Annotated in this window: 27 protein-coding genes; 8 read left to right on the forward strand and 19 right to left on the reverse strand. The window is 67.2% G+C overall.

Going from position 1 to position 25520, the window contains the following annotated elements; genetic code table 11:
- Positions 1 to 8 precede the first annotated feature (8 nt).
- Together CAP37_RS06615 and CAP37_RS06620 are read right to left on the reverse strand one after the other, a co-directional pair.
- Complete coding sequence (locus CAP37_RS06615) at positions 9 to 1256, reverse strand: arginine deiminase (protein WP_086123448.1); 1248 nt, start codon at positions 1254 to 1256, stop codon at positions 9 to 11.
- Positions 1253 to 2704 carry a YfcC family protein gene (locus CAP37_RS06620; RefSeq protein ID WP_086123449.1) on the reverse strand — a complete coding sequence of 484 codons (1452 nt, stop codon included), beginning with the start codon at positions 2702 to 2704 and terminating at the stop codon, positions 1253 to 1255. The genes CAP37_RS06615 and CAP37_RS06620 overlap by 4 nt, the downstream gene beginning before the upstream one ends.
- A 72-nt stretch (positions 2705 to 2776) precedes the next feature.
- Between CAP37_RS06620 and CAP37_RS21480 the strand changes: the two genes are divergently transcribed.
- Positions 2777 to 3589, forward strand: coding sequence for a hypothetical protein (locus tag CAP37_RS21480; RefSeq protein WP_143435897.1), 813 nt, complete (start codon positions 2777 to 2779; stop codon positions 3587 to 3589).
- A gap of 16 nt (positions 3590 to 3605) precedes the next feature.
- Here CAP37_RS21480 and CAP37_RS06630 read toward each other — a convergent pair whose 3' ends face one another.
- The 17 genes from CAP37_RS06630 to CAP37_RS06710 form a co-directional block, all read right to left on the reverse strand.
- A complete protein-coding gene (locus CAP37_RS06630; RefSeq protein WP_256926894.1) occupies positions 3606 to 4511 on the reverse strand; it encodes a carotenoid 1,2-hydratase in 906 nt (301 codons plus the stop codon).
- The gene (gene crtD, locus CAP37_RS06635; RefSeq protein ID WP_086123451.1) at positions 4469 to 6013 is read right to left on the reverse strand and encodes a 1-hydroxycarotenoid 3,4-desaturase CrtD; all 1545 of its coding nucleotides are present in this window, start codon (positions 6011 to 6013) and stop codon (positions 4469 to 4471) included. Before crtD ends, CAP37_RS06630 begins: the two co-directional genes overlap by 43 nt.
- Positions 6006 to 6812 (reverse strand): hypothetical protein, encoded by an 807-nt coding sequence (locus CAP37_RS06640; RefSeq protein ID WP_086123452.1) that lies wholly within the window; start codon positions 6810 to 6812, stop codon positions 6006 to 6008. The genes crtD and CAP37_RS06640 overlap by 8 nt, the downstream gene beginning before the upstream one ends.
- Complete coding sequence (gene ispH / locus CAP37_RS06645; RefSeq protein ID WP_086123453.1) at positions 6809 to 7744, reverse strand: 4-hydroxy-3-methylbut-2-enyl diphosphate reductase; 936 nt, start codon at positions 7742 to 7744, stop codon at positions 6809 to 6811. Before ispH ends, CAP37_RS06640 begins: the two co-directional genes overlap by 4 nt.
- 36 nt (positions 7745 to 7780) lie before the next feature.
- Complete coding sequence (pufC, locus tag CAP37_RS06650) at positions 7781 to 8869, reverse strand: photosynthetic reaction center cytochrome PufC (RefSeq protein ID WP_086123454.1); 1089 nt, start codon at positions 8867 to 8869, stop codon at positions 7781 to 7783.
- Positions 8869 to 9846, reverse strand: a complete 978-nt coding sequence (gene pufM, locus CAP37_RS06655; protein ID WP_086123455.1) for a photosynthetic reaction center subunit M — start codon at positions 9844 to 9846, stop codon at positions 8869 to 8871. The genes pufC and pufM overlap by 1 nt, the downstream gene beginning before the upstream one ends.
- A gap of 10 nt (positions 9847 to 9856) precedes the next feature.
- The gene (gene pufL / locus CAP37_RS06660) at positions 9857 to 10681 is read right to left on the reverse strand and encodes a photosynthetic reaction center subunit L (RefSeq protein ID WP_086123456.1); all 825 of its coding nucleotides are present in this window, start codon (positions 10679 to 10681) and stop codon (positions 9857 to 9859) included.
- A 116-nt stretch (positions 10682 to 10797) separates the two neighbouring features.
- Positions 10798 to 11004 carry a light-harvesting antenna LH1, alpha subunit gene (pufA, locus tag CAP37_RS06665; RefSeq protein WP_086123457.1) on the reverse strand — a complete coding sequence of 69 codons (207 nt, stop codon included), beginning with the start codon at positions 11002 to 11004 and terminating at the stop codon, positions 10798 to 10800.
- Between the two features lie 16 nt (positions 11005 to 11020).
- The gene (locus CAP37_RS06670; protein WP_256926895.1) at positions 11021 to 11245 is read right to left on the reverse strand and encodes a hypothetical protein; all 225 of its coding nucleotides are present in this window, start codon (positions 11243 to 11245) and stop codon (positions 11021 to 11023) included.
- A 33-nt stretch (positions 11246 to 11278) separates the two neighbouring features.
- Positions 11279 to 11422, reverse strand: coding sequence for a light-harvesting antenna LH1, beta subunit (pufB, locus tag CAP37_RS06675; RefSeq protein WP_086123458.1), 144 nt, complete (start codon positions 11420 to 11422; stop codon positions 11279 to 11281).
- A gap of 136 nt (positions 11423 to 11558) precedes the next feature.
- A complete protein-coding gene (bchZ, locus tag CAP37_RS06680) occupies positions 11559 to 13040 on the reverse strand; it encodes a chlorophyllide a reductase subunit Z (RefSeq protein ID WP_086123459.1) in 1482 nt (493 codons plus the stop codon).
- Between the two features lie 27 nt (positions 13041 to 13067).
- Positions 13068 to 14612, reverse strand: coding sequence for a chlorophyllide a reductase subunit Y (gene bchY, locus CAP37_RS06685; protein WP_086123460.1), 1545 nt, complete (start codon positions 14610 to 14612; stop codon positions 13068 to 13070).
- 5 nt (positions 14613 to 14617) lie between these two features.
- The gene (locus CAP37_RS06690) at positions 14618 to 15625 is read right to left on the reverse strand and encodes a chlorophyllide a reductase iron protein subunit X (protein WP_086123461.1); all 1008 of its coding nucleotides are present in this window, start codon (positions 15623 to 15625) and stop codon (positions 14618 to 14620) included.
- Complete coding sequence (bchC, locus tag CAP37_RS06695; RefSeq protein WP_086123462.1) at positions 15625 to 16572, reverse strand: chlorophyll synthesis pathway protein BchC; 948 nt, start codon at positions 16570 to 16572, stop codon at positions 15625 to 15627. Before bchC ends, CAP37_RS06690 begins: the two co-directional genes overlap by 1 nt.
- Before the next feature lie 32 nt (positions 16573 to 16604).
- Positions 16605 to 17801, reverse strand: coding sequence for a methyltransferase (locus CAP37_RS06700; RefSeq protein ID WP_086123463.1), 1197 nt, complete (start codon positions 17799 to 17801; stop codon positions 16605 to 16607).
- Positions 17802 to 17804: 3 nt separating this feature from the next.
- The gene (locus CAP37_RS06705; protein ID WP_086123464.1) at positions 17805 to 18707 is read right to left on the reverse strand and encodes a polyprenyl synthetase family protein; all 903 of its coding nucleotides are present in this window, start codon (positions 18705 to 18707) and stop codon (positions 17805 to 17807) included.
- Positions 18708 to 18841: 134 nt separating this feature from the next.
- Positions 18842 to 20107 carry a Coenzyme F420 hydrogenase/dehydrogenase, beta subunit C-terminal domain gene (locus tag CAP37_RS06710; RefSeq protein ID WP_086123465.1) on the reverse strand — a complete coding sequence of 422 codons (1266 nt, stop codon included), beginning with the start codon at positions 20105 to 20107 and terminating at the stop codon, positions 18842 to 18844.
- 110 nt (positions 20108 to 20217) lie between these two features.
- Between CAP37_RS06710 and ccmA the strand changes: the two genes are divergently transcribed.
- The 7 genes from ccmA to CAP37_RS06745 are packed head-to-tail and all read left to right on the forward strand — an operon-like array spanning position 20218 to position 25520.
- Positions 20218 to 20841, forward strand: coding sequence for a cytochrome c biogenesis heme-transporting ATPase CcmA (gene ccmA, locus CAP37_RS06715; protein ID WP_086123466.1), 624 nt, complete (start codon positions 20218 to 20220; stop codon positions 20839 to 20841).
- Positions 20842 to 20894: 53 nt separating this feature from the next.
- Positions 20895 to 21560, forward strand: coding sequence for a heme exporter protein CcmB (gene ccmB, locus CAP37_RS06720; RefSeq protein ID WP_086124857.1), 666 nt, complete (start codon positions 20895 to 20897; stop codon positions 21558 to 21560).
- A gap of 7 nt (positions 21561 to 21567) precedes the next feature.
- Positions 21568 to 22320: a heme ABC transporter permease CcmC gene (gene ccmC, locus CAP37_RS06725; RefSeq protein WP_086123467.1), complete on the forward strand. Its 753-nt coding sequence runs from the start codon at positions 21568 to 21570 to the stop codon at positions 22318 to 22320.
- Entirely contained in the window at positions 22317 to 22496 is a 180-nt protein-coding gene (gene ccmD / locus CAP37_RS06730) for a heme exporter protein CcmD (protein WP_086123468.1), read from the forward strand. Before ccmC ends, ccmD begins: the two co-directional genes overlap by 4 nt.
- On the forward strand, positions 22493 to 22951 hold the full coding sequence (gene ccmE / locus CAP37_RS06735) for a cytochrome c maturation protein CcmE (protein WP_086123469.1): 459 nt from the start codon (positions 22493 to 22495) through the stop codon (positions 22949 to 22951). Before ccmD ends, ccmE begins: the two co-directional genes overlap by 4 nt.
- Entirely contained in the window at positions 22948 to 24954 is a 2007-nt protein-coding gene (locus CAP37_RS06740; RefSeq protein ID WP_086123470.1) for a heme lyase CcmF/NrfE family subunit, read from the forward strand. Before ccmE ends, CAP37_RS06740 begins: the two co-directional genes overlap by 4 nt.
- Positions 24951 to 25520: a DsbE family thiol:disulfide interchange protein gene (locus tag CAP37_RS06745; RefSeq protein ID WP_256926896.1), complete on the forward strand. Its 570-nt coding sequence runs from the start codon at positions 24951 to 24953 to the stop codon at positions 25518 to 25520. The genes CAP37_RS06740 and CAP37_RS06745 overlap by 4 nt, the downstream gene beginning before the upstream one ends.

The raw sequence follows: 25520 nt of genomic DNA on the forward strand, positions 1-25520 counted from the left end.
CAAGTGCCTCATGCCTCGCGCCACAGCGGGCACGTCATGCAGTGAGCTCCGCCCCGGCCTCTGCCCAGCTCGCTGCCACGGATGGTGATGACCTCGATCCCCGCCTTGCGCAGCAGCGTGTTGGTGTGGGTGTTCCGGTCGTAGCCGATCACCACCCCGGGTGCCAGGGCGACCACGTTGTTGCCGTCGTCCCACTGCTCCCGCGCCTGTTCATAGCTGTCGCCACCGGTCGGGATCACGCGCAGCTGTTTCAGGCCCAGACACTCGGCCACCACCTCGAACAGGGGCCGGCTTTCTCGCCGGTGTTCGATGCCGCCACGGTCCTGGGGATAGAGGCTGTGACAGACGATCTGTTCGGCCACAGCGACGAAGCTGGTGACGGTGTCGCGGTCGCAGAACGAGAACACGGTGTCCAGGTGCATGGCAGCCCGGGATGGCGGCATCTGGCAGGCCACCACGCGCCGGACGGCCCCGCCCGCAAAGAGAGCCTGCGCGAGTTGCCCCACCGCCTGCGGCGTGCTGCGCTCACCCATGCCGATCAGCACCACGCCATTGCCGATCGGCATGATGTCCCCGCCTTCCAGCGTGGCCGGTCCGTGATCTGCATCGGGGTCGCCCCACCACACCGGAAACCCGGCCGTTGCAAAGAGCGGATGGAAGCGATACACGGCGGCCGTCAGGAGCGTCTCCTGGCGGCGTGCGGGCCAGTGCATCGGGTTGAGGGTGACGCCGCCATAGATCCAGGCGCTGGTGTCGCGGGTGAACATCAGATTCGGCAGGGGCGGCAGCACAAAGCCGTCGGGTCCCAGGTAGGGGCCGAACATGCCGTGCGGCTTGAACGGTAGGTCGTGCACCGCCACGCCACCCACCAGGTAACGTGCCAGCACGTCGGGCGGCAGCTCCCAAAGCCAGCCCTTGAGCTCATCGAGCATGCCGACACCCACATGGTCGGGCGTGGCCCGGCGTTGCAGGACCCAGTCGCGCGCTTCGGGAATGGCCAGGGTCTCGCCAAGCAATTGACCCATCTCGAGCACCTCGACGCCGCGGTCCTGCATCTTGGAAACAAAGTCGAAATGGTCGGTGCGTGCCTGCTGAACCCAGAACACATCGTCAAACAGCATCGCGTCGCAGTTGGCAGGGGTGAGGCGCTCATGGGCAAGGCCGGGCGAGCCGACCAGCACGCGCCGCAGCCGGCCCACTTCGGAATGCACGCCCAGGCGGCTGGTGTCTGCGTTCGATGCCGGGGCCGCGCTCACAGCATGACCGCCACGCTCAGGGAGGCCATGCTCAGCAACGCCAGCATCAGCATCAACGGCCAGATGAAGCGCACCCAGCGCTGGTAGGGCACCTTGCCGATGGCGAGCGCACCCACCACCACCGCATAGGTGGGGGTGACGAGGTTGGTGATGCCGATCGCGGTCTGGAACGCCGTGACCGCGAGATCGCGCGATACGCCCGCAAAGTCCGACAGCGGAGCCAGGATGGGCATGCTCAAGACCGCCAGCCCCGAGGTGGACGGGACCAGAAGGCTCAAAAGCCCTTCGGTGGCAAAGAGGGCGTTCACGAAGGCTACGTCCGACATGCCGGTGATCCAGCCTTCAAATGCGTGCAGGATGGTGTCGGTGATCTTGCCCTGGTCCATGATGACCACGATGCCGCGTGCCACACCAATCACCAGTGCCACACCGAGCAGGTCACGGGCGCCGTCGACAAATGCGTTGGTGAACGGCTTCTCGCCCATCCACGCCACCAGACCCACGGCAATGGCCGCCGTCAGGAACAGGGCCGACATCTCGGCCATCCACCAGCCCTGAGTGGCCACGCCCCAGACCATGGCGACGAAGGTGGCGCCGAACATCACCAGAATGAGCTGTTGGCGCCTGCTGAGAAGCGCGTTGCGATGGTCTGCCCGGTTGCGCAGGAAATGGGCTTCGTTGGATGCCTTGAGATCAGCCACCAGCGAGGCCGACGGATCTTTTCTAACGCGCTCCGCGTAACGCATCACATAGGCCACACAGATCAGCCAGCCCAGCCCCAGAATGGTCAGGCGCAAGGCCATGCCCTGGGTGAAGTGGATGCCCGCTGCGTTGGATGCAATGGCGGTGGAAAAAGGGTTGATGGTCGATCCGATCACCCCGATGCCAGCGCCGACCATGATCACTGCCACGGCGGTGAGCGCGTCGTACCCCACTGCGATCATCAGCGGGATCAGCAGCACATAGAACGCCAGTGTCTCCTCTGCCATGCCGTAGGTGGTGCCACCTGCGGCGAACAGCAGCATCAAGGCCGGGATCATCCATTTCTCCCGTCCTTTCAACCGCAACATCACGCGCTCGATGCCCGTGTTGATGGCGCCCGTGGCGTTGACGACGCCCAGGAAGCCCCCAATGAACAGCACGAAGAGCGACACGTCGATGGCGTTTGCCATGCCGGTGGCCTGGTCGTAGAACCCGGCTACGGGTGCTGTCAGAACATCCAGCACGCCTTGTGGAGAAGCTGCCACGAGCTGGTAGCTGCCCGGCACCGGTGCGTTCTTTCCCAGAGCTTCGTTGGCCACCCGCTGGTACTGGCCCGCCGGCAACATCCAGGTGAGGATGGCCATCAGGATGGTCAGCGCAAAGAGGATCGTGTAGGCGCTCGGAAAGCGGTCTTGCAGGGCGGGGCGGGGCACCGTCACCGCCACCGTGGATGTCGGTTGTTCCATGGGGTTTGCCTCCTGTGACACCCCACACCTCCACGTCGAATGACGGAAAGACCGTGTGCAGCATCTGGCGGCATGTTCCCGCTGTTCGCAACCTCGCCCATTGACCAGCATCAAGTGTGCAGCACATTCCTCGCTGTCACGAACCATTCAGGGAGATCGCAACCCCACCGCATAGGTTGGCGCAGCCACCGCGAGCATGCACATATGAACACGACCTGTCATCGGTTCCCCATTTCAGGCGGACGCTTGCTGTGGCGGTTGATCTTCGTCAAGGGCGCAGGCCAAGGCCGCGTCGATAGTGCGTGCATGAAGGCAAATCTTTGGCACGCGGGCTGGTGGGTGCTGTCTCTTTTTCTGAGCGGGTGCACCAGCTTGCTACCGAGCGGCAGCAGTGTCACGGCATCTCCCTTTCAAAGCTTTGCAGAGGCGCAGGCGGCGGTGGAGCGCCTGGAACCGTTCCGTACGCGTGAAAGCGAGCTTCCTGCTCTGGGCTTCGACCCAAGGGAAGGCAAGAACGTGACGCAGATCGCTTACCCCGAAATCGTGGCGCGTCTGGCGCCTCATGCCGGCGTGCCGATCGACAGCCTGGACGCGGGCATCCGCGCCTGCATCGAGGCACGCTCTGCCTGCCGCGCCTACCTGTTCCGCTTCGATCGTTCCACCCGGAAACGTCAAGGGGGCTTCTGGCTCGATTTCCTGAACATCCGGCGAGTGACTTACACAACCGGCTGGTGGTTCGAGACTCTGGTGGTCGTGAGCGACGGCGTGGTGCTGTTCCGGAACTACGCTGGTGAGGCTCGCATGGAGAAGTTGGAGCGCCAGACCAATCCGTTGGGGCCTTTTCAGTCGGCCGGTGAAGCTGCGGGAGCGGTGCTGCGGCGTTGATCGGGATGCCCTGCACCTAGCCCCGCCTCGGCATCCTCCAGGGCAACATCGCCTGCACCACCGGCGACACCAGCCGTGGCACATGCAGCGTTTCGTGAAAGCTCGTCACCGTCTCGCCCATCAAGCGGCTGGACAGCATCGAGCGCTGGTAGAACGGTGTGTCTTCCAGCTGCTGCACCACCTGCACAGGCGCTTCGCTGCACATTCGCCGCGCCAGCCGCCAGGCGGTGCGGGGCAGTTCGTGGCGCGGTGGGGCTTCAAACGGCACCACGCTGCCGTGGCGGCCGAAGCGCAGGGCGAGCAGGCGGCCGTTGGCGCGGCCGGGTTCCACGTCATACAGCACGGCAGTGCTGCCGTCTTTCATGGCGCTGCGTGACCAGTCCCATTCGGTGAACGCGCGTTCGATGGGTTCGTCGCCTTCGTTGCTGTCGAGGTAGGCGTGGCCGCGCCAGCGTTGGGCGGGGTGGCTCAGGTCCACTTCCACGCGGGATCTTGGTGCGAGCGGTCCCCAGCGGTGGCGGCCTGTGGCGTCGAGCGGGGTGCTGAAGTTGAAGAGCTGCTGCGGGTGCACGGTGACAGTGCCGCGAATGCGGCGGGGCAGGGGCACGCCCACTTCGTCGATTTCGATGCAGAGCGATTGCCCGTTCCAGTGCAGCTGGCTGGGGCCGATGACGAAGCGGGTGCGGTCGCGGTGGTTGTGCGCGGCGCCGCGCTCGGTCATGCTCCAGCGCCGGGCCTGCCGGCTGTACAGCGCCACGTTGAGTGCGCAGAAGTTGTCGGGGTTGGTGTTGTTGCCGCGCCTTCGCGCCCAGGCGTAGTAGGGCGAGAACACGCTGCCCACGAAGGCGATGATGGAGAGGCCGTGCTGGCCGTCGTCGCTCAGGGCGTCGATGTACCACCAGAGGTAGCCACCGGAGGGCACCACCTGGTCAAAGCGGGGCTCGCCATCAGCGCCTCGGCCGCCCGCAGGCCCGAGAGGGCCGCCATGGGAACCCCCGGACCCGGGTGCACGCTCCCCCCCGCCAGGAAAAGTCCCGCCACCGGTGTGCTGGCGCCAGGTCGAGAGAAGGCTGCCGTCCAGCCGTGGGTGGCCTGGCCGTACAGCGCGCCCCCCGTGGCCGGAAACAGGCGATGGAAGTCCTGCGGCGTGGTGCGGATGGCCGGCGGGTGCGAGGCAGTGATCTTCAGGCCACAACGGCGCAGCAGGGAAAAGCTGGTGGTTTCGCATTGTTCGATGGCCTCCGGGGTGAGCTCCTGCGAGTTCGGGGTGTCGCCGGCAGCGGGCGCGTTGACGAGGCACAGCAGGCGTTCGCTGCCCTCTGGAGCGGGTTCGCCCGCGCCACGATCCTGCGCGCACACGTACACCGTGGGCGCTTGCGGCAGGCGGCCGCGCTGGAAGATGTCGGTGAATTCGCTGGCGTAGTCGGCGCGGAAGAACACGTTGTGCCGGTCGAGTTCGATACCGCGCGTGGGCGCGTGGACGGACCAGGTGATGGCCGAGAGCGAGCGCGGTGGCGAGCGGCGTGGCACGGCGCGGCGCACGCCTTCGCCCAGCAGGCCGTGGCGCAGCGCTGCGGCGTCGCCGTTGAAGACCACGCTGTCGGCCTGCAGCGTTTCGCCGCTGGCCAAGGTGACGCCGCGCACGCGGCCAGCGCGCACGTCGATGCGTTCGCAGGCGCTGCGGTATCGGAACGTGGCACCGCGCTCGCGCGCCAGCCGCTCCAGGCAGCGCGCCAGCGCGTGCATGCCACCGTCGATGCTCCACACGCCATCGAGCTCCACCTGCGCAATCAGCATGAGCGTGGCCGGCGCCTGCCAGGGCGATGAGCCTGTGTAGGTGGCGTAGCGCGCAAACAGTTGCCGCAGGCGCGGATCGGTGAAATGGCGGCCCAGGCTGCGCCACAGGCTGTGCAGTGGGCCGATGGACGCGAGCACACCCATGCCGCGCAGGCCCAGCCCCATGGAGAGGCCGGCCATGCTGGGTGCGGCGGTGCGCATGTAGGGGCGCTCCAGCGTGCGGTACAGCGCCTGCGCCTGCGCGCAAAATCCCTGGAAGCGCCGGGCCTCGGCCGCGCCTGCGAAGCTCGCCACCGCGTCGAATGAACGCGCCGGGTCGGCATGCAAATCGAGCGTGCCGCCGTCTTCCCACCAGTGGCGCGCCAGCACCGGCAGCTTGCGAATGCGCAACTCGGCTTCGAGGCTGGTGCCCACCGAAGCCAGCAGTTCGTCGAACACCCAGCGCAGTGTGAACACGGTGGGGCCGCTGTCGATGGGCGCGCCGTCCACCACCAGCTGGCGCAGCTTGCCGCCCGGGCCTTCAGCGGCTTCCACCACCGTCACGTCCAGGCCCTGGTGGGCCAGTCGCAAGGCGCTCACCAGCCCGCCGATGCCGGCACCCACCACGACCACCTTGTGTTCAGACATGCGCTCGCTGCTCGGTGCGGTCGCTCGGCGGCGGCGGGTCTTCCACCGCCTCTGGGGGGGCCATGGGCGCGGGCCAGTGGCCGTGGTGTGTGAGCAGGCGCATGCGCACAAACAGCGATTCGGAAAAGTAGCCGTGGCGGTAGGCCGCCTCGATGGCCTGCTGGTGGGCGCCCTGGTGCGCGTAGGCCAGCATGGAGGGGGTGTCTTTCCACAGGCTGAAGGTGCACTGGCGCACCAGCGGTGCTTCGCCCAGGCCCATGGCCAGCGTGCAGCCGGGTGCGGTGTGCAGCGCGTTCTGCGCGGCCGGCGCGTTGCGCCAGAAGGCCATGGCTTTGGCGGGCCGGATGCTGGCGCGTGTGAGCGCGGCCAGCGGGCGCGGGGCCTCTTCGTCGTTGGCAGCGCGCACCCAGGTGCCGAGCTGCGTGCCGGGTGTGGCGCCCCAGGCCTGACCATCCCACTGGCCGCGCGCCGAAAGCACTTCGAGCATGCCGCTCCAGAAATCGCTCGCGCGTTCGTGCATGGCCCTTACATGCGCACCGCCCAGAAAGGCGTGTGCCTGTTCGGCGTGGTCGAACATCGCAATCAAACCCTGGTGGCTTGCGCTGGGGCGCAGGCCGAAGCCGCCGCCATGCCCGCTGCCCATCACCTTCGCGAAACACAGGCCCGGCGTGTCCTTGATGGCGGATGGGCCCTGCACCATGCGCATCCAGCCCCAGGCCTGGTGCTCGCGCAAATAGTTGACCAGCACCACCACCACCACCCCGGAAAGGGTGATGACGTCGGGTGGTGTCTCTGTCATGGCAAGGCCAACTCGGCTGGCAGCCGGAAGCTCACTTCCTCGCGCACGCCCGCCAGCTGCACCACCGAAGCACGGGGGTCGGGGTTCAGCATGCCCAGGGTGGCCACCACGCGCTGCACCAGCAGTTCGGGTGTGGATGCGCCCGATGTGACGCCCACGCGCGGCGCGGAGCGCAGCCAAGCCGGATCGATCTCGTGCTCGTCCTGTACCAGGCGGGCTGGCACACCCGAGCGCTCGGCCACTTCGCGCAGTCGGTTCGAGTTGGAGCTGTTGCGTGCGCCGACCACCAGCACCAGGTCGACCCGCGCGGCCAGCGCGCGCACCGCCACCTGGCGGTTCTGCGTGGCGTAGCAGATGTCGTCCACTTCGGGGCCGACGATGCCGGGAAAACGCGCCTGCAGCGCCGCAATGATCTCGCGCGTATCGTCCAGGCTGAGCGTGGTCTGGGTCACGTAGGCCAGTTCGGCACCTTCGGGCAGGTCCAGCGCCTGCACATCGGCGGCGCGGCTCACCAGGTGCACCGGAGCATCCACCTGGCCCATGGTGCCCACCACTTCCTCGTGGCCTGCGTGGCCAATCATCAGCAGCGTGCGGCCCTGGCGCACGAAGCGCTGGGCTTGCTGGTGCACCTTGGCCACCAGCGGGCAGGTGGCGTCGATGGTGTGCAGGCCCCGCGCTTTGGCGTGGTCCACCACCTGGCGTGAAACGCCGTGCGCGCTGAACACCACCACGGCGTTGGCGGGCACGTCGTCGAGCGAGTTCACAAACACCGCACCGCGTGAGCGCAGGTCGTCCACCACCCACTGGTTGTGCACGATCTCGTGAAACACATGCACCGGTGCGCCATGAAGCGCAAGCGCGCGATCGACGATGTCGATCGCGCGGGTAACCCCGGCACAGAAACCGCGCGGCTGGGCCAGGATCACTTGCATGGTGGTCGCCGGCGGGCCTGCGGGTGGGTTTCAGGCCTACTGCGACGGGCCAGGCGCCGTGGTCGGTGCAGGCGCCGGTGCCGCAGGGGCGGGCGCCGTGTAGGGCCGGTAGGCCGCGAGCTCGGGGTGGTCCTTCAGCATGGGCACGCCGGCCAGGGGTTTGTTCACGCCCTGGTGGCAGGTGGCGCAATTGGCCTTGGCCACGTCACCCAGCTCGCCCTTGCGGTTGGCGGGGAACACGCTGGTCAGCGGCTCCATGTAGGCCAGGTTCAGATCACGCGTCATCTGGATGCCGTGCCACGCCGTCACGCGCTGCGGTGGTGTGCCTTCCCATTTGCTGAAGTTCTGGGTGTTGTGGCAGAAGGTGCAGTTCTGGCCCAGCGCGCTCGACATGTGCGTCATGAGCGCGTAGGTCTTCTCGGTCTGCTGGATACTCGCGCCCTTGCCGGTGGGCAGGGCGGTGGTGCCGCCCACGCGAATGGCCTGCGGGGTGCCGGCAAGGTAGCCATTGAGCGGGTCGTAAGGCAGCGATCCCAGCTTCACATCCACCGTGGGCGAGTTCTGGCCCGCCTTGTCACCCATGAAGTTCGAGCCGTAGGGTTGCGCATCGGCGGTGAACCACACGTTGCTGGGCACCGGCTGGCCGCGGTGGCAGGTGTAGCAGGTCACGCCGGTCTCGGCCACGTGGGGCTTCCAGTCGGTGTTGATGTGCTGCGTCATCTGCACCATGCGGCGCGCCACCACTTTGGTGTAGAGGCTGTCGTCGGCCAGGTTGGCCGGGTTGTGGCAGTAGTTGCAGCCCTGTTCGGGCGACACCCAGGCCGTCATGTTGACCATCAGCCGTGTGAACTCACCCACGCTCAGATCGCCCAGCACCTTCACGTTCTGGTACACCTGCCCGGCCTTGGGGCCTTCGGCGCTGGCGGGGGGAATCGACACCGGGATCTGGTTCGCCGCCGCCACATCGCCCTGCAGGCGCGGGTTGACGATCTGGACCATGCCGGTGCCACGGTAGCCCTGTTGCTTGGTCTCCATGGGCGGGCGCTCGCAGGCGGCCAGCAGCACGAGAGAACCGAGCGCGATCAGGCGCAGCCAGGGGCGTGTGTTTGAAGTTGCGTGGTTCATCACTTGGCTCCTGGAGTGAGCGCCGGATCCATCACGGCGGGGAACACGTCGGGGTAGGGCGGTGCCACGCCATGCTTGATGGCCCATAGGTACCAGTTGTCGACCACCGTGCCCGTGAGCAGGATGCCGATGCCGCCCACCAGCGGGCACAGCACGGCGAACCACCAGGCCCAGCGGTGAATGGATTCCATGGTGGCGTTGAAGCCCATGGTCCAGCGCCAGAACAAGGCGGCGCGCTCGCTGGCCGTGCCACGGTCCACGATCTGTTCGATCTCGCGCTCACCACCGAAGCGGCTCACCGCGAGGATGGTGGCACCGTGCATGGCAAACAGCAGCGTGGCGCCATAGAGGAAGGCGATGGAGAGGGCGTGGAACGGGTTGTAGAACAGGTTGCCGTAGCGCAGCGAGAAGGCGGCCGTCCAGTCGAGGTGGGGGAAGATGCCGAAGGGCACGGCCTCGCTCCACGAACCCATGAGCACCGGGCGGATGAGGCCCAGCACCAGGAACAGCCAGATGGCCGCTGCAAAGGCCCAGGCCACGTGTGTCCCCATGCCCAGCACGCGAGCCCGGCGGTAGGTGCGCGCCCACCAGAGCATCACCGAGATGGTGAGGAACAGGCCGGCTATCTGCCACCAGCCGCCCTGGTTCAGCGGCGCCAGGCCCAGGCCGTGCTGCGGTCCCGGGGGTTCGAGCGAGAGCCAGAAAAGTTGCCGCACAAACTGCACCGGGTCGTAGTTGACCGAGGCGAGCATGTTCATGCCCATGATGTTGATCGCCAGCACGCCGAAGATCAGCGAAGCGAGGCCGAGCCCGCCGAGGTAGATGGGGCCGATCTGCGCGTTGCCGAGCCGGCCGAGCCAGTGCCACGAAGCCGGCAGCTTGCCGGTGCGCGGGCTGTCGCCGTGAGGAAGGGGCACGCCGTGGTGCAGCGGGCCAACGGCCTGCACGGTGGTGAAGAGGTTCTGGTATTGCGACATGGTGTTCTCCTCAGCTCCAGATGGGCATGTTCAGCCACCAGCCCCACCATTCGGGCCAGCCTCGGCTCCAGAACGGTCCGCTGATCACGATGCAAAGCGCGCTGAACAGCACGGCGGCCAGCGCGAGAAACAGGCCCAGGCGGTGGATGCCCAGCGTGCCGATGGAGTAACCGATGGTGTCGCGGAAGAACGTGTCTTCGTGCTCGGGTGTCTTCACCGTTTCGCCGGCTTTCGGGTTGGTCGCCGAAAGAATCAGCGAGCCGTGCAGCGAGAGCGCGAAGGTGGTGGCAAAGAAGAAACTCACCGCGATCATGTGCGCGGGGTTGTAGTGGAAGTGCAGGTACTGGTAGCCCACGTTGGACACCCAGTCGAGGTGGCTGAAGATGCCGTAGGGGAAACCGTGGCCCCAGGCACCGAGCAGCACCGGCCGAATCACCACCAGCGTGACATACGCCAGGATGGCCACCGCGAAGGCGGCGGGCACGTGGTAACCCATGCCGAGTTTTCGGCAGATCTCCACTTCGCGCAGCGCCCAGGAAACAAACGAGCCGATCGCACACACGGTGATGAGCTGCCACAGGCCGCCTTCCATGAGCGGCGCGAAGCGCAGGCCGTAGGAGAGGTCGGGAGGCGCGATGCTGATCTGCCACAGGTTCCAGGTCGGCCCTTGCGAGGCCCCCCAGAGAATCATGGCCGTGCCCAGGAAGGCGAAAAAGATGGTGGTGACACCGAAGAAGCCGACGTAGAACGGACCCACCCAGAAGTCGAACAGGTCGCCGCCGACCAGTGTCCCGCCTCGGACCCGGTACTTCTTTTCAAAATTCAGCATGGCCATGGATCGGCCCTCCTGTCTCAGGTGGATGGAATGCGTTTTTATTGTTCAGAAATGGGTGGTGCAGATGCTGTGCTGGCCCGTGCGAAGTAACAGCATCTGCACACCTGGGGTGAAGCTCAGGACTTCACGGCAGGCGTGGCCGCCGGCACAACGGCCGGAGCGATCAACGCCGTTTTTGCTGGTGCGGCCTTGGGGCCGTCGAGCCAGTTGAACTTGTTGGTGCTGAGCAGGATGAGGTGAATCATCACGGCCACGGCGAACAGAAATACGCCTTGCACCACCATGACCCTGACCGGGTCGAACAATCGCCAAATTCTCCACATGATGTGAATTCCTTTTCTAAATGATGTGAGACATGAGGGTGTAGACGGCGGCATGCACGCCCGAGAAGATGCTGGCCTTGTGCTCCGCGCCTGGCAGCCAGAGCTGCCAATGCATGCCGACCAGCTGGCCCAGCAACGCAAGCGACAACAACAGCACGAAGCAGGGAGCAAAGATCAGCACGAACGACAACTTGTCGCCTCGGCTGGATGGCTTATGAGCCTCATAAGACATATCGTTCATGGCAGTCTTCCTTTTCATGACAATGGGTCGGACCTAGAGCCAGGGCCGCCAGAACCACACCAGGATGTGGGCCACCACGGCGATGGCCGTGAACCCGATGAAACCCTGGATGTAGTACTGGTGGAACTCCTGAGCTTCCTCGTCCGTCAGGCCGGATATGGATGTCCGTTGTGACATGTGATGCTCCTTCTTGGTAAGGCCTCGTGGCCTGCGATGCGCCCGACCCGCGCAACCTGGGCAGCCGTGGCGGAATGCCACAACGTGGGGGTGACCTGGCCCTTGGGCACAGATCGAATGGGTTTCAGAAAAGACGTCATGCCGTCTCTCCCATGCCGAGCTCTTGTCCGGCGGTGTTCACGTGGCCTTCGGTCACGGCCGCATCGCCGTTTTCGCGGGCGCGGCGTTCGGCCTCGTCGCGCAGGCGCTTGGCCGCCGAGATCTGCACCAGCACCGGCTGGATGGAAACGAGTGCGTGCAGACGGGCCTGGGCCTGGTCGTTCCACGGGGTCGAGAGGCCAGCCACTTCGCCGCGCGCGAGCGTGGGGTCGACCTTGTCCATGTCGGTGCCGAGCGGGAGGATGTGGAACAGCGCATCGAACAGCGCGTTGCACACCTCCTGAATGAGGTAAGTGGCGCCGCTGTAGCCCATGAAAGGCGTGCCCGTGTGGCGGCGGATGATCGCGCCGGGGAAGGAAGCCGGAATGAAGGCCGCGCGCATCGGGCCGCTGGCACCGGCTTCGGCCAGGTACATGCGTTCGTTGAAGCTGCCGAAAAGGATCAGCGGTGTTTTGGTGCGCACCAGTTCGCGCACGGCGGCGTTGTCGGTCTTGGCGCCAGGGATGCGCGGCACCGCAAAGCGGCAGGGCAGACCCATTTCCGTTTCCAGGAAATGCTGCAAGCCGCGTGTGTAGGTTTCGTTCGCCACCACGGCGAAGCTCGCGGTGGCGAAGAAATCTTGAGTGACCGAGCGCCACAGGTCCCACACCGGTTTGATGGTGGTGTGCTTTTCGCGCTGGATGAACGGCTCCGGGTCCAGGCCCAGCAACTCGCCCAGCTTGCGCAGGAATTTCGTGGTGCTGTGCAGGCCGATCGGTGCCTGCAGGTAGGGGCGGTCCAGCGCCTCGCAGAGCATGCGGCCGAACTCGCGGTACATGCAGATGTTCACGTCGGCCTCGACCAGACGCGAGACTTCGGACAGGTGGCTGCCGAGCGGGAACACCAGGTTGATCTCCGCGCCGATGCCCTGCACCAGGCGGCGGATCTCGGCCAGGTCGCTGGGGCTGTTGAAGGTGCCGTAGCAGGGGCCGATGATGTTCACGCGCGGCTTCTCGCCGGCGGGGCGCTCGCTGAAGGGTTTGCGCGCCGGCACCTTCTTCATGCCGTACTCGCTCCAGAGCCAGAACATCGCGCGGTTGGCGCACTGCCACTGGTCTTCGTCGATGGTGCGCGGCAGGAAGCGCATGAGGTTGGTGCCCTCGGGCGTCACGCCGCCACCGATCATCTCGGCAATGGAACCGGTGACCACCACGGCGGGCAGCTCAGGGTCGAGCACCGCGTGGGCGCGCTTCATGGAGCCCTCGGTGCCTTCGCGGCCAAGCTGTTCTTCGGCCAGGCCGGTCACCACGATGGGCAACTCGTGCGGCGGCAGCGCGTCGGTGTAGTGCAGCACCGAAGTCACGGGCAGGTTCTCGCAACCCACCGGACCATCGATCACGACCTGCAGGCCCTTGATGGCGGTAAAGACATACACCGCCCCCCAGTATCCTCCTGCGCGATCGTGGTCGAGAACGAGCATGTCAGGCCTGCGCTTTCGTTGTGGTGCTCATGACATCTCCTCGGCTTTGCGCTTCTTGGCCTGCTTCTCGTTCTGGCGCCGGTTCTCCTTGCGGAAATCCGGGAACGGGCGGGGCACTTCTTCCCACACGCCGGCTTCGTCGCCCTGGCCCACGCCGCCGAAGAAGGCCTTCATGTCGTCGAAGCGCGCCTTGTTGCCCATGGCGGCGTTCACCACCTGGATCAGCGAGCCCGCACCGGCCACGCCCATGAGGGGACGGGCCGAAATAAGGTTGGTGAAATAGAGCGAAGGCACGCAGGCTTCCTTGGCGGCCTGCACCACCGGCGTGGTGCCAATGGCCAGCTGCGGCTGGTATTCGTGCAGCGCGTCGAGATCGTTCTCCAGCGAGGCACGGAACTGCACCTGCACGCCTTTGGACTTCAACCACTCGGCGTCGTGCCTGTTCCAGGGTGTGGCCGGGCAGGCCGAGCCCACGTAGCGCAGGTCGGCGCCGCATTCCACCAGCAGGCGACCCACCAGCAGCTCGGAACCTTCGTAGCCGCTCAGGGTGATGCGGCCGTTGATCTTCTGTTGCGACAGCACGCCGCGAATCGCACCGAGCGACTGGTTGCGAGCGGCATCGACCAGCGCCGGCGATACACCCATGGCCTGGCCCACCGCCCCGAGCCAGTCGTGCGTGCCGTCCACGCCCACGGGCGCGGAGCCGACGATGGGCCGGCCAGCGGCTTCGAACTCGCGAATGCTGGCGGTATAGAACGGGTGGATGGCGGCCACGGCGGCGCCGTCGAGCGCGGCGTACAGCTCGCGCCATTCGCGCGTGGGTGCCACGGTACCCACCGCAATTCCCATGGGCGCAATCATCTGCGCGATGCCCATGGGGTCGGCCGGGAACATTTCGCCCAGCAGCGTGAGCGTGGGCAGCGCCTGGCGGCCCTGGCGCGGTGCGGCCACCGGGCCGGCCATGATTTCGTCGCGGGCGTAGCGCAGCATGGCGCCGGTCAGCACGTCCTTGGCTTCGGCATGGGTCGGCACGCCGAAGCCGGGCACGTCGATGCCGATGATGCGCACGCCGTTGATGGCCTTGGGCAGGATCTGCAGCGGCACGCCGCTGGCGGTGGGCACACACAGGTTGATGATGACGATGGCGTCGAGCTTGGCGGGATCGGCCTGGGCGTGCACCGCCTCGCGTATGTCTTCAAACAGCTTGCCGGTGACCAGCGATTCGCTGTTGAACGGCACATAACCCACGCTGCGGCGCGCGCCGTAGAAGTGGCTGGTGAAGGTGAGGCCGTACACGCAGCAGGCCGAGCCGCTGAGGATGGTGGCGGTGCGGCGCATGCGCAGGCCCACGCGCAGCGAGCCGAAGGCCGGGCACATGCTCTGCGGCTGGTCGTGCGGGCCGGCGTTCTCGCGCTTGGGGTAGTCCTTGGCGTACTGCGCCAGCACCTCGCTCTTGCCGGCCGATTTCGCGGCGGCGAGCAGCGTTTCACCGCCCGCGTGGCAGCCCATGCCATCGCCCTCGATGGCGGTGGTGGCCTTCAAGGGGACGATGGGGATGACGGGCTGGCTCATGGCGTTCAGACTTCGTCGTAAACCACTTCAAGCGTGGGCTTGACGGTTTCGGACTTGCCGCACATGTCGAACACCGTGGCCGGTTCCAGCACCACATCGCGTCCCACCGAGGCGGCGGAGAAAAGGCCGAGCAGGCCGTCTTGAGACATGGGTTTTGGCCGCATGGGCGTGGAGGTCCCCACGTTCTCGGCCAGCTCGGCAAACAGGGGGCCCCACACCGATTCCGGGCGGCCAATGATTTCGTAGCTCGCGCTCTTGCGGCGGATGTCGTCGTCGGCCGGAATCACCGACAGCACCGGGATGCCGACCTGTTCGGCAAACGCCATCGCCTCGCCAGTGCCGTCGTCGCGGTTGATCACCATGCCGGCCACACCGACGTTGCCGCCGAGCTTGCGGAAGTACTCCACGGCGCTGCACACGTTGTTGGCCACGTAGAGCGACTGCAGGTCGTTCGAGGCCACCACGATGACCTTCTGGCACATGTCGCGGGCGATCGGCAGTCCGAAGCCGCCGCACACCACGTCGCCCAGGAAGTCGAGCAGCACGTAGTCGAAACCCCATTCGTGGAAGCCCAGCTTCTCCAGCAGCTCGAAGCCGTGGATGATGCCGCGCCCGCCGCAGCCGCGACCCACTTCGGGGCCGCCCAGCTCCATGGCGTAGACGCCGTCGCGCTTGAAGCACACGTCGCCGATCTGCACCGCTTCGCCGGCCAGCTTTTTCTTCGACGAGGTTTCGATGATGGTGGGGCAGGCCCGGCCGCCGAACAGCAGGCTGGTGGTGTCGCTCTTGGGATCGCAGCCGATCAGCAGCACCTTCTTGCCCTGCTGCGCCATCATGTAAGAAAGGTTGGCGAGCGTGAAGCTCTTGCCGATGCCGCCCTTGCCGTAGATCGCGATGATCTGCGTTTCCTTCTTCACCTCGCCGGTGTGCACCGGTTCGGGCTCGATGGCGGCTTCCTCGCGCAGGGCTTCCATGAAGCGAGCGGGTTGCACGTTGACAGGCAGTGAATTCATCAGTGTCTCCAGTCCAGGACCATCTTCAAACATTGCGGGTCGCCGAAGGCGGTCGCATAGGCGGCGCTGGCATGCGCAGGCGTATCGGTGTGGGTGAGCAGGCCTTCGAGCGAGAGGCGGCCGGTCTGCACCAGTTCGGTCACGGCGAGCAGGTCGGCCCGCTTCCATTCGGCGGCCACGCGGATCTGCGCTTCGCGCATGAAGGCCGGTGCGTACGCGAAGGAAATGTTCTGCTTGTAGAAGCCGGCCAGCACCACCTCGCCGCCCTTGTCCAGGCGCGGAATCACGCGGTGCAGGATGTCGGCGTCGCCGCTCACGTCGTAGATCGCGCGGTAGTTCTTGCGGTCGTCTTCGTCGGGGTGCACCACGCTGTAGCCCTCGGCGCCTTCGTGGCGCTGTGCCTGCGTTTCCCACACCACCGGGGCGGCTGCGCCCGCAGCCACCGTAAGGCGCGCCAGCAGGCGGCCCATCACGCCGTGGCCCACGATCAGGTCGGGCGGGGTATCGGGGGCGCGAGTGCCGCCGTAGCTCACCGTGTGGTACGCGGTGGCGGCCAGGGCCAGCAGCACCATATCGGCGGTGGGGGCAGCGTCCAGGCGCACTGCGCGGCTGGCCTGCACCACGAGCCGCGAGCCGGCGCCGCCGAAGAGGTTGTGCACGCCTTCAAAGCTGTAGGAGCCGGGCACGAACACGTGGTCGCCCACGGCCAGGCCGCATTCGCCCTGGGTGCGCACCACGCGGCCCACCGTTTCATAACCGGGGACCAGCGGGTAGCCCATGCCGGGGAAGGGCGGCATGCTGCCGTCCCACAGCAAGCGCTCGGTGCCGGTGCTGATGCCGCTGTACGAAACTTCCACTTCCACGTCACCGTCCGCAAGGCTGCGAAGATCCAGCGAACGCACCGACAGGTTGCATGGACTCTGGAAAACGATGGCGTCGGCTGTCATGTGATGTATTTAATGAGTGACAGTTCAAAGTGTCAATCTGAATTGACGCTATCAGCGTCAATTGCGGGTAAACACCTAGCCTTGCGTGCGAGCAGCAGCTGGGCATGGAGCGGCTGGCGGTTGGGCACGCGTTCGATGTGCGAGAAGCCGGCTTCCCGCATCAGCACCATCAGCTGCTCCGGCGTGCGCAGCCGGCCGGCGCCCATGGCGAGCAGATAGAAGTGGAAATACGGGTCGCTCGGCTGTGGCGTGCCGCCGGCTTCGGCCATGGGCTCGGCCAGCAGCAGGGCGCCGCCCAGGGGCAGGGCCTCGAAGATGGCGCGCAGCAGCTTCAGCACCGTGGCATCGGCGTGGTCGTGCGCCACGCGCACCAGGGTGACGAGATCGGCGCCTCGCGGCAGCGGGTCTTGCGTGAAGCTGCCGCCGTGGGTGGTGATGCGGTTGGCCAGGCCCAGGCGTTGAATGTGGTCCTGCGCCAGCGCGGCCACGGGCGGCAGATCAAACAGCTGCAATTGCAGGGCGGGGTGGGCCTGGGCCAGCGCGCTCACCCAGCCGCCCATGCCGCCCCCCACGTCGAGCACCACGCGGTGTTCCTGAAACGCGTAGGCCGCCAGCAACTCGTCGATGACGAAGCGCTGCGAACTCGCCATCAGCGCCGAGTAGCGCGCGCATTGCTCCTGTGGCGCGGGCAGGCCGCCTTCTTCGGTGTAGGGCCAGTAGCGGTGCATGCGCGCCTGCGCGGGGTCGCGCAGCAGCGCCAGCGGGTCGCGCAGGTCGTCGAACAGCACGGCGTTGTGTTCGATCATGTCCCGGATGCCGGCGTGCGCCAGCACCGGCGCGCCCAGACTGCCCAGGCCATAGCGCGCCTCGCCCCGGCGTTCCAGCAGGCGCAGCGCCACGGCGGAATCCAGCAGGCGCTGGAGCGATGCGGCCGGGGTCCGCGTGAGGCGCGCGAGTTCGTCGAGGGTGCACGGCGCTGCAAGCACATGCTCCAGCACCCGCAGCCGCACGCAGCCCAGCAGCACCTGCGTGTGCACGAAGCCGGCCATGAGTTCGAACAGCTGCGCCGAGCGCCGGCGCACCAGCCAGCGTGTGAGCGGGCTGGCACTGGCCCAGCGATTCAGTGCGGGGCTGGTCATCCAGCGGTCGGCGCGCGCGGCGAGTCGGTCGCGCCAGGATGGCGGTGGCTCGCCGGAGAGCGGTGGTTCGGTGGCGCGCAGTGTGGTCATGGCTCAGAGGCTCGCCAGCGTCATGACGTGGTGTTCGCGCTCGATGCGATCACAGGTACTTTGCGGAATCAGCCGCTCGGATTCCTGCAGCACCAGGTGGCGCATGGCGCCGCGGCTCGGGCACTCGGGCAGTGAATCCACAGCGGATTTCATGAGGCCGCGGAAATGGTCGATGGCGCCGAGCAGGCCCAGATCGGCTGCGGCGCTGGGGCGCCCGTGGTGCGCGTCCTGGCCGCAGGGTTTGCCGAGCTGATCGGCCTGCAGCATCACGTCGCGAATGTCGTCGGCCACCTGGTAGGCCTCGCCCAGGCATTCGCCCAGGGCGCGCCAGCCGGCCGGGTCGGCACCGGCGGCCTGTGCGCCGGCGCAGGTGGAGGCCACAAAAAGCGCGCCGGTCTTGGCGCGCTGGTACTGGCCCAGGTCCACACGGCTTTCGCATTCCCAGGCCTGCCCGGCCACGATGCCGTCGGGTGCACCGGTGCCATCGCACACGGTCTGCAGCAGGCCCGCCAACCGCATGGGGTGCTTCACGCCGGCTCGGGCGAGTGCCTGGTAGGCCATCACGATCAGCGCGTCGCCCGTGAGCAGCGCGAGCGGTTCGCCGTACACCTTGTGCACGGTGGGCTGGCCGCGCCGGGTGTCGGCGTCGTCGAAGCAGGGCATGTCGTCGTGTACCAGCGAGGCGCAGTGCAGCAGCTCGATGGCCACGGCGGCCGCGTCGGTGAGTTCGGGTGCGTCTTCACCGCAGGCTCGCGCCACAGCGAGGCAGAGCTGGGGGCGGATCCGGGCACCGCCGGGAAACACCGCGTGCCGCATGGCGGCCATCAACCGGGGTGGGGAGCTGGGGCTGCAAGCCTGAGTCAGTTGCCTGTCTAGTGCTTGCTGGATGCGTGACATCATGTCCATGGGCCCCTCGTCCGAGTGACTTGGTGTCATCAAGATGTGACATCAAGTAGTGTCAATCTAACATGACACTTCAACATGTCAAAGGCTATTTGGTTGTGCACTGCAACCAAAACCCGCGCAGAAGGGAACGCAGGTCAGGGCTTGGGTGGTGCGGGCTCGCGCGCCAGCCCATAGGGCCGCACCAGGTGCACCACATGCTCGGGCACCATGGTCTTGATGCGGGCCGGGGCTTCGCGTTGCAGGTGGAGCAGCGTTTCGATGGCTTTCATTTCCACCCTGGCGCGGGCGAATTCCAGCCCGCGTGGCCCGATGCGTGGCATCAGCCAGCCCACGATCGGGCGCAGCCAGTCGGGCATGCGCCGCAGCGGCAGGCCGCCGGCCGCGAGCTCCACGTTTTTCAGGAAGCCGCGCACCGCGCCAGCGCGCTTGCCCGCGCTGCCCGGCGCCTGCGTCACCACTTCCTTGCCCAGCAACTCCAGCAGGGCCTGGCCGCGCTCATTGCGCACCAGCAGCCACTGTTCGCCCTGGCCACCCATGTAGCCCACGGTGATGTCCGACAGCGCGTTGGTGTAGTCCACACAGGTGCGGCAGGTGGTGGGAAAAAAGTCCGGCGGCAGGGTGGACAGCGGCAGTTGCAGAAAGGGAATGGTGCGCACTTCGCCACCCTTCATGCGGATCTCCACGTGGTAGTCGGCGCGGAATTCCAGGTAGGTGATGTCTTCGGGGCGCGGTGAGATCAGCGAGAGGAAATGGTGGAAGCGCTCGGTGGTGGTGTTGTCCGAGCAGGGCGTGCCGATGACGAACAGTTTTTCGAGCCCGAGCTCGCGCTCCAGTTCGGGCTGGATGGCGCGCAGCGCGTACACCTGGCAGGGAATGCCGATGACGGCCAGGCGCTTGAAGCCCTGGCGCAGCGCGGGCTCCACCAGCGCGATCAAGGGCGCATAGCCCATGCGCATGCCCCGGCATTGCGCCATGTCTTCCGGCCGCGTCACCAGCACCGGCATGGGCCGCCAGGCGTCGTCGGGATGTGGCGCCATGGCGATCACCGCGTCCACCTCGCCGGCGCGCAGCAGCTTCTCGGCGATGCGGGTGGTGATGCCGGTCCATTGCGCGCCGGGCAGGGGATGCGCCAGCCGCGCTTGCAGCATCTGGCGGTGGGGTCCGAAGAAAAGCTCGTCGCTGCCGGTGTCGCCGGGGCCGGGCAGGGCGCGGCTGCGGCCGTGCACCCGCTGTTCGAGGGCGGGATAGTCGGGCTGGATGAACTGGCAGGCCTGGCCGCACCGGCGTGGGTTCTCTGTGCGGGAGAGGCCGCAGTCGGTGCAGAAATGCCGGGCGGGCGCATCTGGCAAGGGCGGGGCGCGCCAGACGGGTTTCGGGGTTTCTGCGTTTGTGTCAACCATCGACCGATGATATAAGTGTCACATTAAGTTGACAATGACATTCGAGACGAGCCGGTGAAGACCTTGACCAACCGCATCAGCCCCCTGCTGCGCACCGACGGGATGGCGGGATGAACGCCGGCCTGGCGCTGGACCGGGTGGCCTGCGTGCGCGGTGGACGAACCCTGTTCAGCGGCCTGAATCTTCAATTGGGTGCTGGCCAGTTGCTGCGGGTGGCGGGTGCCAACGGCGCCGGCAAGACCAGCCTGCTCCGCCTGATGTGCGGGCTGTTGCTGCCCAGCGAGGGCGAAGTGCGCTGGCGCGGTGAGCCGCTTGCCGCACAGCGCGAACGCTGGGGTCGTGAGCTTGTGTACCTGGGCCACGCCGCCGCGCTGAAAGACGATCTTTCGCCGCTGGACAACCTGCGCACCGCCAGCACACTGGGTGGGCACGATGCAGTGCGCACCGAGGCGCTGCAGGCCCTGGTCGATGCCGGCCTGCGCGGTTTCGAGCGCACGCCGGTGCGGCATCTCTCCCAGGGGCAGCGCAAGCGCTGCGGGCTGGCACGCCTGGTGCTGGCGCGCCATGCGCCGCTGTGGGTGCTGGACGAACCCTTCAACGCGCTCGACACAGCAGCCACGGCGTGGCTCGAAGGCCTGGTGCGAACGCAGTTGCGCCGCGGTGGCTCGGTGGTGCTCACCAGCCACCAGGGCGTGGCGCTGGACGATGTACCCCACCAGGAGCTGGCGCTGTGAACACCGCCGTGGTCGACGCAGCTCCCAGCGCCGAGGCCACCGCGCCCGGCTGGCTGGCTGGCCTGCGCTGCATCTTCCTGCGCGACCTGCGCATCGCCGCGCGCCGGCGCACCGATGCGCTGGGTGCCCTGTTGTTCTTCGTGATGGTGGTCAGCCTGTTCCCGCTGGGCGTGGGCCCCGAGCCCGCGCTGCTGCGCACCATGGCACCCGGCGTGGTGTGGGTGGCGGCGCTGCTGGCGTGCACGCTGCCGCTGGCGCGGCTGTTTGCAGACGACCACCAGGACGGCACGCTCGAGCAGTTGCTGATCGGTGCGCACCCGTTGCCGCTGCTGGTGCTGGGCAAGGTGGCCGCGCACTGGTGCAGCTCGGTGCTGCCGCTGGTGCTGGTTTCGCCGCTGCTGGCGCTGCAGTTCGATCTGTCGGCCTCGGCCACCGGCGTGCTGCTGTTCTCGCTGTTGCTGGGCACGCCGGTGCTGAGCCTGGTGGGTGCGATTGGCGCAGCGCTCACGCTGGGCCTGCGCGGCGCGGGCGTGCTCATGTCGCTGCTGGTGCTGCCGCTGCTCATGCCGGTGCTCATCTTTGGAGCGGGCGCGGTGCAGGCGCACAGCGCCGGGCTGGACGTGGGCGGCCATTTTTCTCTGCTCGGCGCCATGTTGCTGCTCTCGCTTCTGGCCGCCCCGCTGGTGACCAGCGCGGCCCTGCGCATTTCGATGGAGTGAACACACCATGAACACCTCGCGACGCATCGACTGGTTCCACTACGCCGCACCGCAGCGCTTCTACCCGCTGGCGGGCAAGCTGATTCCGTGGTTCGGTGCGCTGGCGCTGGTGCTCACGGCCATCGGCCTCTACATCGGTTTCTGGCTCGCGCCCACCGATGCGCAGCAAGGCGAGGCCTACCGCATCATCTTCGTGCACGTGCCCACGGCGTGGGCATCGATGGTGGTGTACCTCGCCATGGCAATGTGGGCCGCCATCGGCCTCATCTTCAACTCGCGCCTCTCCAGCATGATGGCCTGCGCGCTCGCGCCCACCGGCGCGCTCATGACGTTTCTCGCGCTGTGGACTGGCGCGCTCTGGGGCAAGCCGACCTGGGGCACCTGGTGGGTTTGGGACGCGCGGCTGACCTCCGAGCTGGTGCTGCTGTTCCTCTACATCGGCTTCATCGCACTGCACAACGCCATCGACGACACCCGCCGCGCCGACCGCGCCGCCGGCCTGCTCGCGATCGTGGGTGTGGTCAATCTGCCCATCATCTATTTCTCGGTGCAGTGGTGGAACACGCTGCACCAGGGCGCATCGGTGAGCCTGTCGAAAGCGCCCAGCATGGCCACGCCCATGTTGCTCGGCATGCTGGTGATGGCGCTGGCCTGCTGGATGTACTGCATCGCCGTGGCGCTGGCCCGGGTGCGCGTGATCATGCTCGAGCGCGAACGCCACACTGGCTGGGCGCACCAGACCCTGGAGGCCGCACGATGAACTGGACCGACCTGCGCGATTTTCTGGACATGGGCGGCTACGGCCTATATGTGTGGGGTTCCCTGGGCATGACCGCCGCCGTGGTGGTGGCCGAGCTGCTGATGCTGCGCCTGCGCCGCCGGCTGCTGGTGCGCGAGGCGAGCGACACCGAAGCCATCGGGGAGCGCGTCGCATGAAGCCGCGCACGCGGCGCGCGGTGGCGCTGGCGGTGGGCCTGCTCACGGTGGGTGCGGCCAGTGCGCTGGTGCTCAACGCATTTCGCAGCAACCTGGTGTTTTTCTACAGCCCCACGCAGGTGCAGGCCAAAGAGGCGCCGCGCGACCGCGCCTTTCGCATCGGTGGGCTGGTGGAAGAGGGCAGCGTGCGGCGCGACGGCAAGAGTCTCACGATCCAGTTTCAGGTGACCGACACGGCACGCGCCATTCCGGTCACCTACACCGGTCTGCTGCCCGATCTGTTCCAGGAAGGCAAGGGTGTGGTGGCACAGGGCCGGCTCGGGGCCGATGGGGTTTTTCGTGCCGACCAGGTGCTCGCCAAGCACGACGAGAACTACATGGCGCCTGAAGCTGCCGATGCGCTGGCCCGCGCCCGCACGGGGCAGGGCAGCCTGGTGGAAGGCAGCGCGAAATGATCGCCGAGCTCGGTCACTTTGCGCTGGTGATGGCGCTGTGCGTGGCGCTGGTGCAGGGCGTGCTGCCGATCTGGGGCGCGCAGCGTGGCCATGTGGCGTGGATGGCGCTGGCCGTGCCGGCGGCGCGCGCGCAGTTCGGGTTGTTGCTGGTGTCTTATGTCTGCCTCACGCACGCTTTCGTCACGCACGATTTCACCGTGCTGCTCGCGGCCAACCATTCGCACAGCGCGCTGCCGCTCATCTACCGGCTCAGCGCCGTGTGGGGCAACCACGAAGGCTCGATCCTGCTGTGGGCGTTGATCCTCGGTGGGTGGACGCTCGCGGTCACGGTGTTTTCGCGCGGCATCGACCTGCCCATGAAGGCGCGTGTGCTGGGCGTGATGGGCCTCATCAGCGTGGGCTTTTTGCTGTTCACGCTGCTCACCTCCAACCCCTTCGAGCGCGTGTTTCCCGCACCGCCCGATGGGAACGACCTCAACCCCCTGCTGCAGGACCCGGGCATGGCGATCCACCCGCCCATGCTCTACATGGGCTACGTCGGTTTCGTGGTGGCCTTTGCGTTTGCGGTGGCCGCCTTGCTCGGCGGGCGGCTCGACGACGCCTGGGCGCGCGCCTCGCGGCCGTGGACGCTGGCGGCCTGGAGCTTTCTCACGGTGGGCATTGCGCTGGGCAGCTTCTGGGCCTACTACGAACTCGGCTGGGGCGGCTGGTGGTTCTGGGACCCGGTGGAAAACGCGTCCTTCATGCCGTGGCTGGTGGGCACGGCACTCATCCATTCGCTCATGGTCACCGAGAAACGCGGCGCCTTCCGGCGCTGGACCGTGCTGCTCGCCATTCTTGCGTTTTCGCTTTCGCTTCTGGGCACCTTCATCGTGCGGTCTGGCGTGCTGAGTTCGGTGCACGCCTTCGCCACCGACCCGGCGCGCGGCGTGTTCATTCTTGTTTTCCTGCTGCTGGTGGTGGGTGGTTCGCTGGCGCTGTATGCGTGGCGTGCGCCCAGTGTGGGCGAGGGCGAGCGCTTCGGCGTGCTCTCGCGCGAGAGCTTCCTGCTGGCCAACAACCTGCTGCTGCTGGTGGCCACGGCGGCGGTGATGCTGGGCACGCTGTACCCGCTGGTGATCGACGCGTTCGGCATGGGCAAGCTCTCGGTGGGGCCGCCGTACTTCAACGCCGTGTTCGTGCCGCTGATGGCGCCGGCGCTGTTCCTCATGGGTGTGGGGCCGCTGGCGAAATGGCGCCAGGCGCATGCGGGCGATCTGGTGAAGCGCCTGCGGTGGGCCGCCGCCGTGAGCGCGGCAGCCGCCTTGCTGGCCGCAGTGTGGTGGCAGGCCAGCGCGCCGCTGACCGGCCTGGGCCTGCTGCTGGCGGCGTGGGTTGCGGTGAGCACGCTGGCGGGTGCGCTGCAACGCCTGCGCGCGCATCCAGCTGGTTTCTTGGGCGGCCTTGCAGCGCAGCCCGGCGCATGGCTCGGCATGTTGCTCGCGCACCTGGGTGTGGCGGTGTTCGTGGCGGGGGTCAGCGTGGTCAGCAGCTTCAGCACCGAGAACGATGTGCGCATGGAGGCTGGCCAGCACGCCGAGGTGGGCGGCTACCGCTTCACGCTGGAAAGCATGGGCGTGGTGCAGGGACCCAACTACACCTCGGCTCAGGCGCAGATGCGCGTGACCACAGCCGACGGCGAGCCCGTGGCGCTGCTGCGACCCGAGCGCAGGCTCTACGCGGTGAGCCGCATGCCCATGACCGAAGTGGCCATCGACCGCAGCGTGATGCGCGACCTGTACGTGGCGCTGGGTGAGCCGGTGAGCGAGACGGCGTGGAGCGTTCGCCTGCACCACAAGCCGCTGGTGAACTGGATCTGGGGTGGCTGCCTGATGATGGGCCTCGGCGGCTTGCTCGCCATGGCAGACCGTCGCTACCGCGTGGCACGCAGCCGCCGCGATGAACGCACGGCGACCCCCATGCCCGTGGCGCCGCTGGTGGTGGCGCAGAAGGTGCAGCCATGAACGAACCCGTGAACGAAGCGATGGACAAGCCAGCGCCGCGCGGCCTGCGCTTTCTATGGCCGCTGGTGGCGTTCATCGCGCTGGTGGGTGTGCTGGGCGCCGGCCTGCAGCTCAACCCGCGCGAGGTGCCTTCGCCGCTGATTGGCCAACGCGTTCCCGCCTTCGTGTTGCCCACGCTGGCCGCGCCCGAGCGCACGCTCGGCCCCGAACAGTTGCGCGGCCAGGTGTGGGTGCTCAACGTGTGGGCCTCCTGGTGCGTGGCCTGCCAGGCCGAGCACCCGCTGCTGGTGGAAATGGCGAAAACGGGGCAGGTCACGCTGATCGGCTTGAACTACAAGGACAAGCGCGATCTGGCGCTGGGCTGGCTGGCGCGCCACGGCAATCCGTACGCGGCCACGCTGTCGGACACGCAGGGCCGCGTGGGGCTGGATTTTGGCGTCTACGGCGTGCCGGAGACCTATGTGATCGACCGCGATGGGGTGATCCGCCACAAGCACACCGGTGAACTCACCCGCGACGTGATGCAGAAGCAACTGCTGCCTTTGCTGCGGCAACTAGAGGGTTGA

The organism is Hydrogenophaga sp. IBVHS1, from assembly GCF_002127265.1.
Taxonomy (GTDB): Bacteria; Pseudomonadota; Gammaproteobacteria; order Burkholderiales; family Burkholderiaceae_C; genus Hydrogenophaga.